Raw genomic sequence first — 17932 nt, forward strand, 5'->3', positions numbered from 1 at the left:
ACCTGCGGCTGGATCACCTCCTTTCTAAGGAAGCTGTGGAACCGGTAAGACGCTTTCGGCAAGTCTTTGACTTGTCTAGAGATGAACCTTCCCGTGCTTTTTAGAACATAGATGGCACCAGTCAGGTGACCATCGAAACGTAATACGCTGCAGAGGCTTCGGCCCTGACGGTATGGCGAGCTTTCGCCGTCCACGTTTCTCTTTCTTCAAAAGGATATCGAACCATAGGTTTGCGCTCACGCGCTGTTCGCACCTTCGGTGCTGCGCTCCGCGAGGGCGCCGGACGACCGGCGACGGCCTCTGGCCTGTATGGGCGACCCTTTCTGCGGTTTTGCCCGGAAAGAGTTGTCGACGCAGAGAGATGGGCCCGTAGCTCAGTTGGTTAGAGCACACGCTTGATAAGCGTGGGGTCGGAAGTTCAAGTCTTCCCGGGCCCACCATTTGCACCAGCAAATGAGGTTTGCTGTAGCGAATTGTGGTTTGTTTGGGTTACCTGATCCTGACGGTTTGCTGTCAGGTGTTTGCGATGGTTGGGGCTGTAGCTCAGCTGGGAGAGCACCTGCTTTGCAAGCAGGGGGTCAGCGGTTCGATCCCGCTCAGCTCCACCAATTCGCTTGGTGTCGAGACTGAGAGATATCCTTTGAAGAAATAAAAGTTTGCATCGATCGCTGATCGATGCCTGTTCTGCATACATTGTGAAGAGAAGATTGATCTGGAGGCTTCCAGGTGTTTTGGGTTTAGGCCTGAGACGTCCGAGCCCAGTTCTGTTGATCCTATGGATGGCCTAGCCGGCCGGATATAGGGGAAGAACTGGAGGTAGGAAGGAAGCTTGTCACTCTGGATCGTTTGTTGTTCGCTGCCTTTGGGCATCGTCTGATGAACGGTCGGATTACCGTTGCCTGACCGCGCGGTATCGGATCCAATCTCGAGAAGCTGGTCTTAAGACCTGACACAAGCGAGCTGCTCGGCGTAGCTCCAATAAAGTGATCAGGTCGAACACGTCGATGGCATTGTTGGATTGACTGGGTTGTAAAAGGTAACCCGGTCTGTTGCCGTTCCTTTGGAGCGAGCAACGAGATGATGAGCATTGGCAATGAGAACGATTAAGTGTCGTAAGGGCATTTGGTGGATGCCTTGGCATGCACAGGCGATGAAGGACGTGATACGCTGCGAAAAGCCGTGGGGAGCTGCGAATGAGCTTTGATCCATGGATCTCCGAATGGGGCAACCCACCTTAAATGCTTGGAAAATTTAAGACGATCTTCTGATCGTCTTATCTTTCCAAGCATTGTTATAAGGTATCTACACCTGAATACATAGGGTGTAAGAAGCGAACGCAGGGAACTGAAACATCTAAGTACCTGCAGGAAAGGACATCAACCGAGACTCCGCAAGTAGTGGCGAGCGAACGCGGACCAGGCCAGTGGCAATTTTGATTAAAGTGGAACGCTCTGGAAAGTGCGGCCGTAGTGGGTGACAGCCCCGTACGCGTAGATATCAAGATTGTCCTAGAGTAGGGCGGGACACGAGAAATCCTGTCTGAACATGGGGAGACCACTCTCCAAGCCTAAGTACTCGTGCATGACCGATAGCGAACAAGTACCGTGAGGGAAAGGTGAAAAGCACCCCGACAAGGGGAGTGAAATAGAACCTGAAACCGGATGCCTACAAACAGTCGGAGCCCGCAAGGGTGACGGCGTACCTTTTGTATAATGGGTCAACGACTTAGTGTAACAAGCAAGCTTAAGCCGGTAGGTGTAGGCGCAGCGAAAGCGAGTCTGAATAGGGCGATATAGTTTGTTGCATTAGACCCGAAACCGAGTGATCTAGCCATGAGCAGGTTGAAGGTTGGGTAACACCAACTGGAGGACCGAACCCGCATCTGTTGCAATAGATTGGGATGACTTGTGGCTAGGGGTGAAAGGCCAATCAAACTCGGAAATAGCTGGTTCTCCGCGAAATCTATTTAGGTAGAGCGTCGAGCGAATACCCCCGGGGGTAGAGCACTGGATGGGCTATGGGGACTCACCGTCTTACTGATCCTAACCAAACTCCGAATACCGGGGAGTACTACTCGGCAGACACACGGCGGGTGCTAACGTCCGTCGTGAAAAGGGCAACAACCCTAACCTCCAGCTAAGGTCCCCAAGTCATGGCTAAGTGGGAAAGGATGTGAGGATCCCAAAACAACCAGGATGTTGGCTTAGAAGCAGCCATCATTTAAAGAAAGCGTAACAGCTCACTGGTCTAAATAAGGGTCTTTGCGCCGAAAATGTAACGGGGCTGAAGCCATGCACCGAAGCTGAGGATGTGTAGCAATACACGTGGTAGCGGAGCGTTCCGTAAGCTGATGAAGGGAGACCTGTGAGGGCTCCTGGAGGTATCGGAAGTGCGAATGTTGACATGAGTAACGATAAAGAGGGTGAGAGACCCTCTCGCCGAAAGACCAAGGGTTCCTGCTTAAAGTTAATCTGAGCAGGGTTAGCCGGCCCCTAAGGCGAGGCAGAAATGCGTAGTCGATGGGAACCACGTTAATATTCGTGGGCCTGGTGGTAGTGACGGATTGCACAAGTTGTTCTGGTTTATTGGATTATCAGGGCAGCGGAGCGGTTCCAGGAAATAGCTCCACCGTATAGACCGTACCCGAAACCGACACAGGTGGTCAGGTAGAGTATACCAAGGCGCTTGAGAGAACTATGTTGAAGGAACTCGGCAAATTGCACGCGTAACTTCGGAAGAAGCGTGACCCCATTTTACGCAAGTATGATGGGGTGGCACAGACCAGGGGGTAGCGACTGTTTATCAAAAACACAGGGCTCTGCGAAGTCGCAAGACGACGTATAGGGTCTGACGCCTGCCCGGTGCTGGAAGGTTAAGAGGAGAGGTGCAAGCTTTGAATCGAAGCCCCAGTAAACGGCGGCCGTAACTATAACGGTCCTAAGGTAGCGAAATTCCTTGTCGGGTAAGTTCCGACCTGCACGAATGGCGTAACGACTTCCCCGCTGTCTCCAACATAGACTCAGTGAAATTGAATTCCCCGTGAAGATGCGGGGTTCCTGCGGTCAGACGGAAAGACCCCGTGCACCTTTACTATAGCTTTACACTGGCATTCGTGTCGGCATGTGTAGGATAGGTGGTAGGCTTTGAAGCGGGGACGCCAGTTTCCGTGGAGCCATCCTTGAAATACCACCCTTATCGTCATGGATGTCTAACCGCGGCCCGTCATCCGGGTCCGGGACAGTGTATGGTGGGTAGTTTGACTGGGGCGGTCGCCTCCGAAAGAGTAACGGAGGCGCGCGATGGTGGGCTCAGACCGGTCGGAAATCGGTCGTCGAGTGCAATGGCATAAGCCCGCCTGACTGCGAGACTGACAAGTCGAGCAGAGACGAAAGTCGGTCATAGTGATCCGGTGGTCCCGCGTGGAAGGGCCATCGCTCAACGGATAAAAGGTACGCCGGGGATAACAGGCTGATGACCCCCAAGAGTCCATATCGACGGGGTTGTTTGGCACCTCGATGTCGGCTCATCGCATCCTGGGGCTGGAGCAGGTCCCAAGGGTTTGGCTGTTCGCCAATTAAAGCGGTACGTGAGCTGGGTTCAGAACGTCGTGAGACAGTTCGGTCCCTATCTGCCGTGGGTGTAGGAATATTGACAGGATCTGTCCCTAGTACGAGAGGACCGGGATGGACATATCTCTGGTGGACCTGTTGTCCTGCCAAGGGCATAGCAGGGTAGCTATATATGGACGGGATAACCGCTGAAGGCATCTAAGCGGGAAACCCACCTGAAAACGAGTATTCCCTATCAGAGCCGTGGAAGACGACCACGTTGATAGGCCGGGTGTGGAAGTGCGGCAACGCATGAAGCTTACCGGTACTAATAGCTCGATCGGCTTGATCGTTCTCATTGACTATGCTCATCCCCCGGCAAACGCTTAGCGTTTGTCCGGACGATGATCAGACCTTTGTCCTGACGCGCCAATGGCGCTGCGGACGGCCCGCGCCACCAGGCGCGACGGCCTCTGGCCTGTATGGGTGCCACAAGCGCCCTCGGGTGGAAAAGATCGAAGACGTGTTCAAAAAGAAAACAGGCTAACGCCTGCCAGCTTCTCAAACATTAAAGTTGCGCTTTGCCGACCTGGTGGTTATGGCGGGGTGGCTGCACCCGTTCCCTTTCCGAACACGGCCGTGAAACGCCCCTGCGCCCATGGTACTTCGTCTTAAGACGCGGGAGAGTAGGTCGCTGCCAGGTCTGCAAAACGCAACTGAAATAAAACAATCTTCTCATCACAAAACTCTACGGCCCATGCCGATACAAAAGGGTCGCGCAAGCGGCCCTTTCTGCTGTAAAATAATATCGCGGGGTGGAGCAGCCCGGTAGCTCGTCAGGCTCATAACCTGAAGGCCGCAGGTTCAAATCCTGCCCCCGCAACCAAATCTTTCCAGAACACAACACCCAAAAACCCGCCTCATGGCGGGTTTTTGCGTTTCTGCGGATTGTCAGGAAGGACTCAGCAGCCCATTCCGAGCCAGGAACTCTCCTGCCTGCATTGTCTCCAAAGCATTCGCTGTCTCCCTGAAGTACGCCAAGGTTTGCCAGAGAGTGAGATCGCCGACGATATAGAAGCGGCGCATGGCGCGTGTTAGCGCAACGTTCAGGAGGTTCGGCTTGGATGCTGCCCAGGCTGCCGCCCCGCTATGATCGGCATCGGCGCCGAGCACCATGAAAACGATATCCTCCTCCTTGCCCTGGAAGGTATGCACCGTGCCTATGCGCTCCCGCAGCCACCTCGACAGTTTTGGCGGAGATGAGCGCATATTGCCGTTCGGATCGATCCATGTTGCATGGGTCAGAGCCTGCCTCAGGCCGTTTTTGATCTCCTTGAAGGGCGAGATGATATAGAGATCCGGCAATGCGCCGTCGCGGCGATATGTGGCAGTCAGGACGTCGACGATGAAGTCCGTCTGTTCCACAACCGTCTGTTTGCCCGATACCCTGCCCCTGACGTCGATCCAGGCGCTGTCGCCATAAAAAGGCGGTGCGTCGCCGGCCGGCCGCCGCCTTTCCAGCCCGAATACCATCTTGTTCTGATAGGCGATCCGGTTGGCAAGGCCGAACATCGGATCGAGGCAGCGCCGATGAACCCTAAGAGGGCAGCCGATCCAGAGGCCGTCTGCGGCCTCGCCGGGAACAGTCGTTCCATAACGGTTGGCGGCATCGGCAAGCATCTGCACCGACGCCCTGTTCGGCGAATATTGTCCCGCCGCCGTGTGGGCTGAGAGAGCGGAAGCGGCAGTGATCAGCGCGCTCGGAAGGATAAAGACCGGTTCGATCTGTTGGGGATCGCCGATCGCCATGACGCGGCGCCCCTGCAACAGGGCTCCAACGGCCGCTTGCGGCACCGCCTGACCGGCTTCGTCGATGAAGACCCAGCCGATCGAACCGGCTTCAAGCCCGCGGAACTGCCGGGCGAAGGAGGCGAAGGTCGTCGAGACGATGGGAACGATCATGAACAGGCTCTGCCAGATCAATGCAATGTGCTCGTCATCGACGGGACTGTTGTTGGAAAGCAGCTTGCTGATGGCGACGATGTTTCCGCCAAAACCTCCGCCCTTCCTGCCGACCTCCGCCAGCCATGCTTCGTGCAGCGTCAACGCTGCTTCCAACAATGCCGACCGCAGACCCGCCAGTTCGTCCTGATGCCAGAGACCGTCGATCTGGAACCGGTCGGTCTCGAGATCGGCGAGGCTCCGGGGCACGGCGGCATGACCGAAAATTTCCCCCAGACGCTCGAATTCCTCTCTTTTCCTCTCCCAGATTTTCTGGCGTGACCGCAATGCCTGTTCGGCCCGCTCATGTCCTCGCAAAGCCTGTTCCCGCTGAGGCTCATGGGTTTTCGCAAGATGATGATCACAGTCCGCCAATGCCTTGCGCAATTCCAGCTGCCGGCGCGCATTGGCGCCGACATCTTGCCGGTGCTGGCGGGCGGGGCTGCTCGGTATCACCCGCTCCCACCAGGCAGGCGCGCTACGGTCGAGCAGCTGTTCCTCCTGCTTAAGATCCGACAATTCTTCCCTGATCTGAAGCATTTTCGCCGCCACCATATTGCAGCGCTCTTGCGCGCCCCGAAGTTCGGCGGCGGCTGCCGCCATCCGTTCAAGCGCGTCGCCGCAGAATGCATCCTGCGAAACCCGGCCGATGTCGTCGTGGAGATCGACATAGCGTGCATATTGACCGATCTTGTCGCGAACTCGGTCATCAGCGGCACGAAAGGCCGACGATGCTTCGGCGAAGCTCGGCCCCTCGTAACTCTCTCGCCATTCCCAGATCGTCTGCGGCTTGGCCGCACCGGACCAGCCGGGGTTCGGCCTTTCTGTGATTTCCATGAAGGCGAAACGCTCCTTGAAGGCTCGCCGGTTCCTGGAGTTGCCGAGCGCACAGGCGATCAGCCCCCAAGGGCGGTCGCCGTCGGAGAGCTTGACGGCGGCGCCATTGTCTTTTTGGCAAGCGATCTTGTGCGCGACCGTCTGCAGATATTGGAGTGAAGAGGTCCTGGCGATCGAGCTTCGCTTGGGAAGGTCGCGCGAAATATTCTCGACGGCCGCATTGTTGGAGGAGGCGACGACCATTTCGAAACCGGCAAGGGCCGGGATCAGCGCCGATAGCGAGGCGGTGCTGCGGTCTGCGAAGATGGCGCGGCGCGGCGATCCGTCAAAGGCATCGCGCGCCGTCTTCAAGGAGGAGAGCACGCGGGCGCGCCGAACGATATTATCCGCGAACATGTCGCGAAGCAGGGTCGTCTTTCCCGTACCCGGTGGGCCATTGACCGAGAAAAGTCCGGTTTCCGAAAGCTCGCCGATGGCCGAATTGATCGCGAACTGCTGCATGAGGCTCATGGCGTGATGAGGTTCGCCGAGCCAGCGTCCGCGGTTGATATTTCCGGGATGCAATGCCCGAACGATCGCCTTCCGCCCGTCCTCCGAATAGAGGTCGATCCGTTTCTCCGGGGCAAGCGGGGTGAGAAATCGCCTGAGCGGCTCGGGAATGTCGCCGTGTTTGACGCGCATCATCGCCCGCTCGATATCCTCGATGTAGAAGCTGTTCAGGATACCGATCTCTTCCTCAACGCAGGCGCTCTCATCCTCCTCATCGTCGGCATCGGGCGCAGGGCTCTCCTGCTGCGGCGGCAGCGAAAGGACTTCAGGCCTTTCCGTCCGGTCTTTGTAGCGTATTTCAACGGCGGCGATGGGCTTCTCCTGTCGCGAGGCAAAGCTGGCCCAATCGCAGAGCAATTCATGCAGTGCCAGGATTTCGCCGGCATCGAGCGGCTGATCGGCACCGTCGTCGAAGGAGGAAGATCTCAGCTGTCGCTGCGCCCGGAAATTCTGAAGCAATTCCGTCAACTGCCGCTTGCTTTCGGCAAATGCTTCCTGGCTGAGCGAGGAGAGGCCGGATTCACGCACCCGTCCCAGAGCCCATGGCAGCGTGGAAACCGAAAATGTTTCGAAAATCGGCTGTCCCAGGGGCGTCAGCTGTAGGCTGGCAAAGCAGGTATCGCCATCGAGATCGCCGCGTTCGGCGTCCTCATAATCGGCGATACCGGCCGCAACGCTATCGAAGTGCCTGCGGACAACGGGAATTTCGGATTTGCTGAAAACGCCGAGGAACAGGGTAAAACCCGTGATCTGCTTCTCCTCGGGGATTGCTGGACGGCTGAGTAGGGCACCGTCGTCGTCGAGCGTCCTTGCATGCAACCAGAAGACACTTCGCCCTTCACCTGCGACGATACGGCTGGAGAGATCGTAGGGAATGAAGAACTCGATCTTGTGCCAGAAATCGAGAATGGCCAGAAGCCGTTCCCTTTCGGCGCCGTCTGCATGGGTCTGCATGAGTTTCCACTGAGGCGTTGCAAATGAGGCTTGCGCCTCTTTTAGCAATGATCGCAGCTCAAAATCAAAGACCGAGTCCAGGAACCGCGCGAACGCATTGTCGCCGCCGGCAGGTATCCGTCAGTGCAGAGGCGGCCGGCGTCGTTCGCTGAGCTGTCCCCGGTTCCAGCGGGCGATGGTCTCGGGCACGACACTCGTCTTGTGAGGGGCGGGCTCGGCACGCGCCGCCCGGATTCGTTCGAGGGCGGCATTTGCCTTGGCAACATAGTCGAGTGCCGCCGGATCGTCCGAATGCACGTCCCGGATCGCGGCGAAAGGGGCTTCCGCCTCGGCCAGCCGTTTGCCGGCTGCAAGAGCAATGCCAAGCTTGTAATGCGCCTCTATGAGATGCGGCCCGACTTCGCCGACCCGGCGAAACGTCTCCGCGGCCTGGTCGTATTGATGCAGGGCAAGCTGCGTGTCGCCAAGCCGCATCAGGATCGGTGTCGGATCGGGGGCCTGCTCGGCGAGAACCTGATAGGCAGCCAGTGCTTCCGTCAGCTTGCCCCGGTCGAACAGCAGATTGGCGAGCCCGAACTCCGCGCCGGTATGGCCTGGAGGCGATTGCAGGACCTGATTGAAGGCAACCTCCGCTTTGCCGCGGGCACCGTTTCTCGCTGGTCTTTATAACCGGCGAAACGGTATTCCAGCGACTTGATGTTCTTCTCGATCAGATTGAGCTGCTCTTCGAGTTTGATCTGCTTGCTGTGGAAGACGACGTTCTGGCTCTGGATGATGGCGTTGATATCGGGGTCACCTGTCTCTTTCGTCACGATATCGGGAAGCTGGAATTCGCGTAGACCCTGTGCTTCCGTAGTCTTGCGACGACGGCCTCCAGGCATAGGCGAAGCTGCAGCATCCGTTCGTTGGAGCGGGATGGGGTGGGGTCGAGGGTCAGCAGGACATCGCCTTGTACCAGTCATCTGCGGTTACGTCGCGACTTGTTGGATCAAATCGTTAGTATTGGGAGCGCACGTACTCAGTACAAGGCCGCACATATCCAGCTCCTCATCCTGGAATGGATAAGGAGTATTCAGGCGTTCTTTTCGTTGAGTTGCCCTGAATGGAGGCCATGTATCAAAAACGCACGCCGATACCTGGCTTATCCATGTCGCCACTTGGCAGACGATCAGAGATTGCTGGAAAAAATGTGGATCCGATAGATACCAATTCGGGCTAAGGCGGATTTGCCACCTCCGGCTAGCCCCTGTCGCTGGCGGAGCGAGACGTCTTACCTGGGGGCGCCGGCGAGCGGCCAACAATCCGGAATTTCCAGTATTCGCCGCTAAGTTGAGGGCGGTCTTCCGCCGCTCGCCTGTCTCAGATCCGGTATTTCGCGCGGGCCGAAAATATAACAATCTGTACTGAAATATTACAGTCGGCTCTTATCTATAGTGAGAGCAAATATAACCTTGAAGTATTCACCCTATGAAAATACAACCAACGCTTTGTAACGTATCGCTTTTTGCCCCCGAAAACTAATCACTTTGGGCCATTTCCTTCCTTCTCAATCCGTATTAACATAATTAAGAAATGTCTAAAAAATAAAGCGGGACGTCCGGGGCCGACATTTCATACTATCCAATACCCGCTATCGCTCCACGTTTTAGTAAAGTGTAACGCAAGGGGAGGCGTATATGTTCATGGCAGGCTCAGGAATAGAGAATACCGACCAAGGTACCAAGTTGGGTTCGTCAGGAAATACTATACTGGTAGTGGCAAAGGCGGATCTGTTTTCAGAATGCATGGTTGAGGCGCTGGCCAAGAAGTTTCCGAACTGTCAGGTGGCAAGCATCACGAGCACAAAGCCGATGCTGGAAAAAGATACCAGCGATTTGAAGCTCGTTTTATTCTATCATATACCTGCGCCCGAGCTTCATGAAGCGCTGCAGGCTGCCCGCGAAAACCACCCGGAGACCTCCGTCGGCCTTGTCGTCGAAGCGATCGACATGCTCGAACCCTATGTCAGCCGCCTGGTGGAGGCAAGGATCATCGATGGTGTCCTGCCGCTCAACCTGCGGCTCGATGTTTTCATGGCCGCAGTGGATCTGCTGATGAAGGGCGGCGAGCATTTTCCGTCAGCCCTTCTCAATCGCCTCACCAACAAGAACACTCAGCTGGAGCCTTCGCTCTATCAGACAAAATCGGTCGATGCGGCACGCACCAATGCGCTGAAGCTGAGACGCGACAGCATCTCCTCTTTGACCACGCGCGAGGTTCAGATCCTGGACCTCATCTGCAAGGGCACCCAAAACAAGATCATCGCCGACAAGCTGCATCTGTCCGAAAACACCGTGAAGGTTCACGTCCGCAACATCTACAAGAAGATGAACGTCCGAAACCGCACGGAAGCTGCATCCCGCTTCTTCAACGAGCATCCGGCCGGCGACGACGACATGTCCGGCCGGTGGCGCAACTGATCCAGCGCGCCGAGCGTCTATTCCGGCGCAAACAACGCCGTCGCAGTTGATCGCCGGGTCAGATCGGCGGACGCGCAAAGCAGCGCGACTTCTGTCCGAAGCCGCTGGGAGTGCAGATATATGGTGCTGAGCCGTGATAGGCGACGCGAACCTCTGGCGCAGCCGGGCGTTCGGGCCGATTTGCCGGATAGGCATAGGCTTTCGAGACACGCGGCGCCTCGACCACGACGGCGTTCTTTTTCGCGACGACGGCTATGTCGTCGTTAATAATGGTACAGGCCGTCGTTCCGATCGCAAGAAGCGTCGTCCCCCCGGTAAACATCGCAAAATGAAATCGACGCCAGCCTTTCGGCCGCGCTCCAGCTTGCTTTTTCGACATGGCTAAAACCCCTCGCATATGGCGCTTCCGGATGCAAGGCCGGGCGTGCAGTTCAGCGCGGCCGATCTTCCCCATTACTTGTATGCCGGCTTCATTGAGTGAAGCTTAAGCACTGCAAGGACACTCGTTATGAGGGAAGAATGGATAGAAAATGATTAATCATTTGTTACAATCAAGAATAGTTGCGTAATTATTTTGAATACTTCAAACTTTTAAAGTTGACCATGGCCATAATCGCCTTATCATTTTAATAGTAATTCAGTTATCTGAAGAATAACTCAAAAGTTATTCATGTTGAGATAGTCAGTGCGATGAATATCCAACCGGATAAGGACGGCATGAAGCGCATAACTAAAACAAAAGACTGAATACATGGGAAGGAGTTTGTAATGCGTAGTTTCGTTCCCAGCGAAGGCTATTCTGAAGTGACGGGCATTCCGGTGCTCAGGGAGCCGGGCACCGCTCTTGTGAATGGTGGTGCCGGTTTCCTCGGCTCGCATCTCTGCGAGAGGCTTCTCCAGCGCGGCCACAGAGTCATCTGCCTCGATAATTTTTCGACCGGCCGGCGGGTGAATGTCGATCACCTCGCAGCGAACGCTCGATTTCACCTCGTCGAGCACGATGTTCGCCAGCCCTTCGATATCGAAGCCTCGCTGATCTTCAACTTCGCCTCGCCCGCCTCGCCGCCCGACTATCAGCGGGATCCGGTGGGCACATTGCTCACCAACGTGCTTGGCGCCGTCAACACCTTGGATTGCGCCCGCAAGACCGCTGCGGTCGTCGTTCAGTCGTCAACATCGGAAGTCTATGGCGACCCGAACCAGAGCCCGCAGCCCGAATCCTATTGCGGCAATGTCAATCCGATCGGACCGCGCGCCTGTTACGACGAAGGCAAACGCAGTGCCGAAACCTTGTTCTTCGACTATCACCGGACGTACGGCGTCGACATCAAGGTCGGCCGTATCTTCAACACCTATGGGCCGCGCATGCGCCTGGATGATGGCCGGGTGGTCTCCAATTTCATCGTGCAGGCGTTGCGCAATGCAGATCTGACGATCTATGGCGACGGTCAGCAGACCCGCTCTTTCTGTTATGTCGACGATCTCGTCGAGGCCTTCCTGCGTTTCTCGGCCGCCGGCAATGCCTGCCACGGCCCGATCAACCTCGGCAATCCGGCCGAGATCACCGTTCGCCGCCTTGCGGAGATCGTACGCGACCTCACCAATTCGCGCTCACGCATCGTTCATCTGCCGGCGGTCATCGATGATCCCCGCCAGCGGCGGCCGGATATCTCCAGGGCCATGGCCGATCTCGGCTGGCAGCCCTGCATCGGCCTTGAAGCTGGCCTGGCGCGCACCGTCGAGTATTTCGACGGCCTGCTTGCCGGCGCCGAGAAGGCGGAGGCCGTATGAGATGCCCCGCTATATTCTGGTTACCGGCGGCGCCGGTTTCATAGGCAGTCATATCTGCAAAACGCTGGCGCGTGCCGGCATGGTTCCGGTCACCTACGACAATCTCTCGACGGGGTATGCCGACTGTGTCCGCTGGGGACCGCTCATCCGGGCCGACCTCGCCGATGCAGCCACGCTGCGCCGGACCCTCGCAGAGTTTTCGCCCGATTGCGTCATCCACTGCGGCGCCAATGCCTATGTCGGCGAATCCGTCGAGATGCCCAGGAAATATTACCGCAATAATGTCGTCGGCAGCCTGACGCTGCTCGAGGCCTGCCTCGACCAGGATATCGGCCGGATCGTCTTTTCGAGCAGCTGCGCCACCTACGGCATCCCTGCCTCATTGCCGATACGGGAGGAAACGCCACAGCACCCGGTCAATCCTTACGGCCGAACCAAGCTGATCTTCGAGATGGCGCTTGAGGATTTTGCCGCCGCCTATGGCATTCGCTTCGCCGCGCTGCGTTATTTCAACGCGGCCGGCGCCGATCCGGACGGCGAGCTTGCCGAGCGCCACCAGCCGGAAACCCATCTCATCCCCCGCGCCCTTCTCGCTGCCGCCGGCAGGCTGGAGCGGCTCGATATCTTCGGCACCGATTATCCGACCGAAGACGGAACCTGTGTGCGTGACTATGTTCACGTCAGCGATCTCGCGCAGGCGCATCTTGCCGCCGTCAATCATCTGATAGCCGACGGCGACTCGCTCAGCGTCAATCTCGGCTCCGGCCGCGGCACCTCGGTGCGTGAGATTCTCGAAGCCATCTATCGGGCGACCGGCCGTGAAGTCCCCGTTCGCTATCGCCCGCGCAGGGCCGGCGATCCGCCGATCCTCTTTGCCGACACGGCAAGAGCGAAGGCGGAACTCGGCTTCACCCCCGCTCTCTCGGATATCGATACGATCATCCGCACCGCCGGTCCCACTTTCGGGCTGGAGGTGAAGGGGTGAGCATCGGTTCGCAAATCGGTCAGCGCGTGAGGACGGCGAAAGCCGCCTCCGCGGATGCATTCGATCCTGTCTTCGCCGGCTGGAACCGCGTCGTTTACGGCTTCGGCATCCTCTGCTGGCTGGCGACACTCGGCTATTTCTGGATCTGGTGGTGCCAGTCGGCGCACATCATTTCCTGGACCGCATTCGTGCTCATCACCCTCGTGATGGGCTGGATCACCCTTGTGCCGGCCTATTTCATCCTGATTTTCCTCGATGCGCGCACGGTCAGCCCTCACGTGCGGCTGCCGGAAGGGCGGGTGGCGATGGTGGTCACCAAAGCGCCGTCCGAGCCCTTTGCCGTCGTCCGCGCCACGCTGCAGGCGATGCTCGACCAGATCGGCGTCGAGTTCGATGTCTGGCTGGCCGATGAGGATCCTTCGGAGGAAACCAAGCGCTGGTGCGCAGAGCACGGCGTGCTGATCTCCACCCGAAAGGGGGTGGCGGAGTATCACCGCGCGAGCTGGCCGCGCCGGACGCGCTGCAAGGAGGGCAACCTTGCCTATTTCTACGACCATTTCGGCTATGCGCGTTACGATTTCGTCGCCCAGTTCGATGCCGATCACGTGCCGACGCTGACCTATCTCCGCGAGGTCCTGCGGCCCTTCGCTGACCCTGGCATCGGTTATGTCTCCGCGCCCAGCATCTGTGATGCGAATGCCGCGACCAGCTGGGCCGCGCGCGGCAGGCTCTATGCCGAGGCCAGCCTGCACGGTTCGCTGCAGACGGGTTACAATAGCGGCTGGGCGCCGCTTTGCATCGGCTCGCATTATGCGGTCCGCACATCAGCGCTTCGCGAGATCGGCGGCCTCGGCCCGGAACTCGCCGAAGACCATTCGACGACACTGATGATGAATGCCGGCGGCTGGCGTGGCGTTCATGCCGTCGATGCGATCGCCCATGGCGACGGCCCGGCGAATTTTGCCGATCTCGTCGTCCAGGAATTCCAGTGGTCGCGCAGCCTCGTCACCATTCTGCTGCAGCATTCCAGGCGTTATATCGCGCATCTGCCGTGGAAGCTGAAATTTCAGTTCGTGTTCTCGCAGCTGTGGTATCCGCTGTTTTCCGCCTTCATGGCGGTGATGTTTCTGCTGCCGGTTGCCGCCTTGCTGACGGGCCGTGTCTTTATCAACGTCACCTATCCGGATTTCCTGCTGCATTTCTCGCCGATATCGATCGTGCTGACACTGTTTGCCATCTTCTGGCGGGCGACCAGAACCTTCAGGCCGCATAATGCGAAACTGTTCGGCTGGGAGGGGCTGGCCTTCATCTTCCTGCGCTGGCCGTGGTCGCTCGCCGGCAGCCTGGCGGCCGTGCGCGATCACATCTCGGGCTCCTTCGTCGATTTCCGCATCACGCCGAAGGGAAAGCAGCAGCAGCAGTCTCTGCCGCTGCGGGTCGTGGCGCCCTATATCGCGCTCGCCGGGCTTTGCGCCGTCGCCATGGCGCTTGCCAGCGAGACCGCTGCCGCCCAGGGCTTTTATATTTTCGCCGCGATAAACCTCTCGATCTATCTGTCGGTGACGGTGCTGATCGTCGTTCGCCATGGAATCGAGAACGGTCTGCCGCTGCTGCCGCAATCGCACGGGCTGCGGCTCGCGACCGCCATGGGGCTTGCGATCTGGGTTACCGGCGGCATGCAGCTCGGCGGCCATGGCCTGCGCAGCCTCGAAGCCCTTTCCCATGGCCAGCCATTCGTCAGCTTCACCCAAACGCAATTTGCCGTGGCCGGCGCCGGCCTCGGCGGCGGCAAGACCAAGATCACGAAGTTCCGTCTCAAATGGAATGGGTTCGGCAACATGGGACGGGACCAACAGGGTGTCTGAGCCGGCGGAACCGGCAAGTGTCGAACAGGAGGATGTAATGCGTATCGGATCGAAACTTTATGGAGCAGCCCTTGCTCTCAGCCTGTGTCTGCCGGTGGCGGCACATGGCGCCGAGGCAGACGGCAAGAAGGCTCCGACGCCGACGCCGCTCAGCGCCTATGAGCTCTATCGAATCTACGGCGACAAAACCTGGATCTGGAACACCGGCGGCGGCCGTTTCTTGGATGACGGCCGGCGGTTCGTCGCCTGGGTGGACGACAAGGGCAAGCAATCCTTTGCCGAAGGCAAGTGGGTGGTCGATGATCTCGGCCAGCTCTGCATGCGCGCCACCTGGACGAATGCCGAGGGTGCGGCCCGCGCCAGCACCTGTTTCGGCCACCGCAAGATCGGCAACACGATCTATCAGCGGCGCCAGCCGGACGGCAACTGGTATGTCTTCCGTCATGCGTCGGTGCGCGGAGATGACGAGTTTCGCAAGCTCGTTTCCATGGATTCGGTCAGCGACAAGGCGCGTGACCTGAAGCAGGTCCTGCAGAGCCAGGAAGTAGCCCGAAAAGGAGGGTGAGCCATGAAGAGGCTGATGAAAAAAAACCTCTCTACCGCAGCGATCGCGCTGCTGCTGCTGTGTGTCGCGGATATGCCCGGCCGAAGCGAGATGCAATATGCCGGCATTGCCCCGAACCCGGCGGCGGGCGTGCGGGCGATCATTGACAAGCGCCCCGTCCTTCATGCCGACGGCATCATGTTCGGCGCCTACGATCCGCATGGCGATTTCGGCGCGCAGGCGAATGTCGCAACCGAAGCCCTGTTTCTGCCCTGGGAAGACGTCGACCTCGAAACCCTGCGTGTTGCCGATGCCTATGCGCTGGCCCGAGGCCGCAACCTGCTGATATCAGTGGAGCCCTGGTCTTGGGACGTCGACTGGCGGCTGACCTCCGCACAGCTTCGCGCAAAGGTCCTGCGCGGCGATTACGATGTCAACATGCGGGCAATCGCGCAGATGATATCGCAGCTGAAAAGCCCGGTGATCGTCCGCTGGGGACAGGAGATGGAGGACAAGTCGGGGCGGTTTTCCTGGTCCGGCTGGAACCCGCAGGATTATATCACCGCCTATAAGCGGATGATGGATATCGTCCGCCAGGAGGCGCCCGGGACCGAACTCATGTGGTCGCCGAAGGGAGAGCCCGGCTTGCAGGACTACTATCCCGGTGACGACTATGTCGATCTCGTCGGTCTCTCGGTCTTCGGCCTGCAGCGTTACGACGAACTTGCCTATAATGGGCACCGGACATTCTCGGAAGCATTGAAGCAGGGCTATGATCTCGTCGCTGGCTACGGGAAGCCCATCTGGGTGGCGGAGCTCGGTTATGAAGGCGGCGACGCCTATATCAGGCCGTGGATCGAGACCGCCACATTGAAGCAGAGCGCCTTCCCCAATCTGCAGGAGGTGGTCTATTTCAACGACCGGGATGTGCACGCCTGGCCCTTCGATCTTGGCCGGCCGGACTGGCGCGTGGCCCGGAACCTGGGTAACTGACGGCTTGAAATAGAGAAAGGCCCGCCGGGGTTTGCGGGCCTCTCCTCTCATATCCGGCGATCGATCATCCCTTGATCGTCGCCTTACCCTCTTCGATCAGCCGGGTCGCCGCATCAGCGGGCGAAATCCGTTCGAAGGCGAGTTCGTCGCAGATCGGGCGCAGCACGCGCTGGTCGAACTGGGTTGCGCCCATCGGCACCGGCGGCGGGTATTCACCGACCTGATCCTTGAGAAGATTGACGTATTTGACCGTTTCCTGCTCCGTCGGGTTGAGCTGCGGCAGGATGGCCTCGCGCACCGTCGGTGACATCGGCACACCGCGCTCGACGCCGAGAATCTTGCCGGCCTCGATATCGTTGACGAAGAAGTCGATGAATTTCGCCGCCGCTTCGCCGTTCTTTGTCGTGGCGCCGAGACTCCAGATTAGCGCCGGACGGTAGTAGTGGCCCGACGGCCCGCCCTTCTTTTCGCGCGGCAGCATGGTGATGCCGAGCTTGTTCTTGATGATCAGCTGATAGCCGATCATCTGGTTGGAATAGGCCATGCCGATCACCGATTTGCCGACACCGAGGCTATTGGTGTCGATGGTGTTCTGATCGAGCGTCTGCACATCGGCGGCAACGGTGCCGCCGGCCTTGCGCAGCTTCTCCCAGTAGTCGAACCATTCGGTGGCGTCGTCGGCCGTGAAGCCAAGCCCGACGGTTTCCTTTGCAAAAAGGCTCTTGCCGCGCTGGCGCAGCCAGGCGTCGAACACATAGGCGTAGCGGGCTGCATAGGGGCCGCCGCTCTTGCCGGAAGACTTTGTGAGTTCCACGGCGAGCTTGGCATACTCCTCCCAGGTAAGGTCGGGTGTCGGCAGCGGGATGCCGGCCTTTTCAAATTCGACCGTGTCGAAAAACATCGAGAAGGAGTTGAGGCCAAGGCCGACACCATAGAGTTTGCCGTCGATGGTGGTTAGTTTCAGCATGTCGGCGCCGAAGCTCTCGACCTTCAGCGTCGCAGGGACGAATTCGTCGAGCGGCAGGCAGGCGCCACGCTTGGAATAGTCGGAGATCGTTCCCGGCTCGAGCTGGAAGATGTCGGCGATCGAGCGGCCCGCCATCTGCGTTGCGAGCTTCGTCCAGTAGCCGTCGCCGGACAGGGATTCACCGACGATCGTGACGCCGGGTGTTTTCGACTGGTAGAGCTTGGCGACGTCGAGCGTGCGTTTGGCGCGGTCGTTCGAACCCCACCACATGGCACGCAGCGAGGCGTCCTCGGCAAATGCCGGAATGGCGCTTCCCGCGCCAAGGGCAAGGCCGGCGGCTGCTCCGGCTGATCCCATCAGAAATGAACGTCGGTTGACCTGCATGATAATCCTCCTTGTCCCAATATGCCTGCTGCCATCCTCCAAATGGCGTTGCGAG

At 58.4% G+C, this 17932-nt stretch carries 10 protein-coding genes, 3 tRNA genes, 2 rRNA genes and 2 pseudogenes; 11 read left to right on the plus strand and 6 right to left on the minus strand.

Translation table 11 applies throughout. The features are described 5' to 3' along the window. On the minus strand, positions 1-194 hold a 194-nt coding region (locus RLEG4DRAFT_RS41185), incomplete at its 3' end, for a hypothetical protein (protein WP_210161340.1). Positions 195-363: 169 nt separating this feature from the next. Here RLEG4DRAFT_RS41185 and RLEG4DRAFT_RS32900 point away from each other — a divergent pair. The 5 genes from RLEG4DRAFT_RS32900 (at position 364) to RLEG4DRAFT_RS32920 (ending at position 4434) form a co-directional block, all read left to right on the plus strand. Further along, positions 364-440, plus strand: a tRNA-Ile gene (locus RLEG4DRAFT_RS32900). 92 nt (positions 441-532) lie between these two features. Then, positions 533-608 (plus strand) — tRNA-Ala (locus tag RLEG4DRAFT_RS32905). A 493-nt stretch (positions 609-1101) separates the two neighbouring features. Then, a 23S ribosomal RNA gene (locus RLEG4DRAFT_RS32910) occupies positions 1102-3901 on the plus strand. 235 nt (positions 3902-4136) lie between these two features. Then, a 5S ribosomal RNA gene (rrf, locus tag RLEG4DRAFT_RS32915) occupies positions 4137-4251 on the plus strand. Between the two features lie 106 nt (positions 4252-4357). Further along, positions 4358-4434 (plus strand) — tRNA-Met (locus RLEG4DRAFT_RS32920). A gap of 65 nt (positions 4435-4499) precedes the next feature. On the opposite strand, the gene RLEG4DRAFT_RS32925 is transcribed toward RLEG4DRAFT_RS32920, so the two are convergent. The 3 genes and pseudogenes from RLEG4DRAFT_RS32925 to RLEG4DRAFT_RS32935 all read right to left on the minus strand — a co-directional run. Further along, on the minus strand, positions 4500-7889 hold the full coding sequence (locus RLEG4DRAFT_RS32925) for a DEAD/DEAH box helicase (protein ID WP_003583326.1): 3390 nt from the start codon (positions 7887-7889) through the stop codon (positions 4500-4502). Between the two features lie 120 nt (positions 7890-8009). Further along, positions 8010-8543 (minus strand): annotated as a pseudogene (locus tag RLEG4DRAFT_RS32930) (tetratricopeptide repeat protein); the annotation flags it as partial. Further along, a pseudogene (locus tag RLEG4DRAFT_RS32935) lies at positions 8537-8841 on the minus strand (HlyD family type I secretion periplasmic adaptor subunit); the annotation flags it as partial. The pseudogenes RLEG4DRAFT_RS32930 and RLEG4DRAFT_RS32935, both read right to left, overlap by 7 nt. 724 nt (positions 8842-9565) lie before the next feature. Between RLEG4DRAFT_RS32935 and RLEG4DRAFT_RS32940 the strand changes: the two are divergent. Beyond that, a complete protein-coding gene (locus RLEG4DRAFT_RS32940; protein WP_003583329.1) occupies positions 9566-10348 on the plus strand; it encodes a helix-turn-helix transcriptional regulator in 783 nt (260 codons plus the stop codon). Positions 10349-10406: 58 nt separating this feature from the next. On the opposite strand, the gene RLEG4DRAFT_RS32945 is transcribed toward RLEG4DRAFT_RS32940, so the two are convergent. After that, a complete protein-coding gene (locus tag RLEG4DRAFT_RS32945) occupies positions 10407-10727 on the minus strand; it encodes a hypothetical protein (RefSeq protein WP_003583331.1) in 321 nt (106 codons plus the stop codon). 389 nt (positions 10728-11116) lie between these two features. Between RLEG4DRAFT_RS32945 and RLEG4DRAFT_RS32950 the strand changes: the two genes are divergently transcribed. From RLEG4DRAFT_RS32950 to RLEG4DRAFT_RS32970, 5 genes are read left to right on the plus strand one after another with little or no spacing between them, the layout of a single operon-like run. Then, positions 11117-12139 (plus strand): UDP-glucuronic acid decarboxylase family protein, encoded by a 1023-nt coding sequence (locus RLEG4DRAFT_RS32950; RefSeq protein WP_003583333.1) that lies wholly within the window; start codon positions 11117-11119, stop codon positions 12137-12139. A gap of 1 nt (position 12140) precedes the next feature. Beyond that, positions 12141-13124 carry a UDP-glucose 4-epimerase GalE gene (galE, locus tag RLEG4DRAFT_RS32955; protein ID WP_003583335.1) on the plus strand — a complete coding sequence of 328 codons (984 nt, stop codon included), beginning with the start codon at positions 12141-12143 and terminating at the stop codon, positions 13122-13124. Beyond that, positions 13121-14989, plus strand: coding sequence for a glycosyltransferase family 2 protein (locus tag RLEG4DRAFT_RS32960; protein WP_003583337.1), 1869 nt, complete (start codon positions 13121-13123; stop codon positions 14987-14989). Before galE ends, RLEG4DRAFT_RS32960 begins: the two co-directional genes overlap by 4 nt. 37 nt (positions 14990-15026) lie before the next feature. Beyond that, positions 15027-15554: a DUF995 domain-containing protein gene (locus RLEG4DRAFT_RS32965; protein WP_003583339.1), complete on the plus strand. Its 528-nt coding sequence runs from the start codon at positions 15027-15029 to the stop codon at positions 15552-15554. A gap of 3 nt (positions 15555-15557) precedes the next feature. Beyond that, complete coding sequence (locus RLEG4DRAFT_RS32970; protein ID WP_003583341.1) at positions 15558-16526, plus strand: glycoside hydrolase family 26 protein; 969 nt, start codon at positions 15558-15560, stop codon at positions 16524-16526. 64 nt (positions 16527-16590) lie between these two features. Here RLEG4DRAFT_RS32970 and RLEG4DRAFT_RS32975 read toward each other — a convergent pair whose 3' ends face one another. Continuing rightward, positions 16591-17877, minus strand: coding sequence for an ABC transporter substrate-binding protein (locus RLEG4DRAFT_RS32975; RefSeq protein WP_003583342.1), 1287 nt, complete (start codon positions 17875-17877; stop codon positions 16591-16593). Positions 17878-17932: the final 55 nt, after the last annotated feature.

Source organism: Rhizobium leguminosarum bv. trifolii WSM2297, from assembly GCF_000271845.1.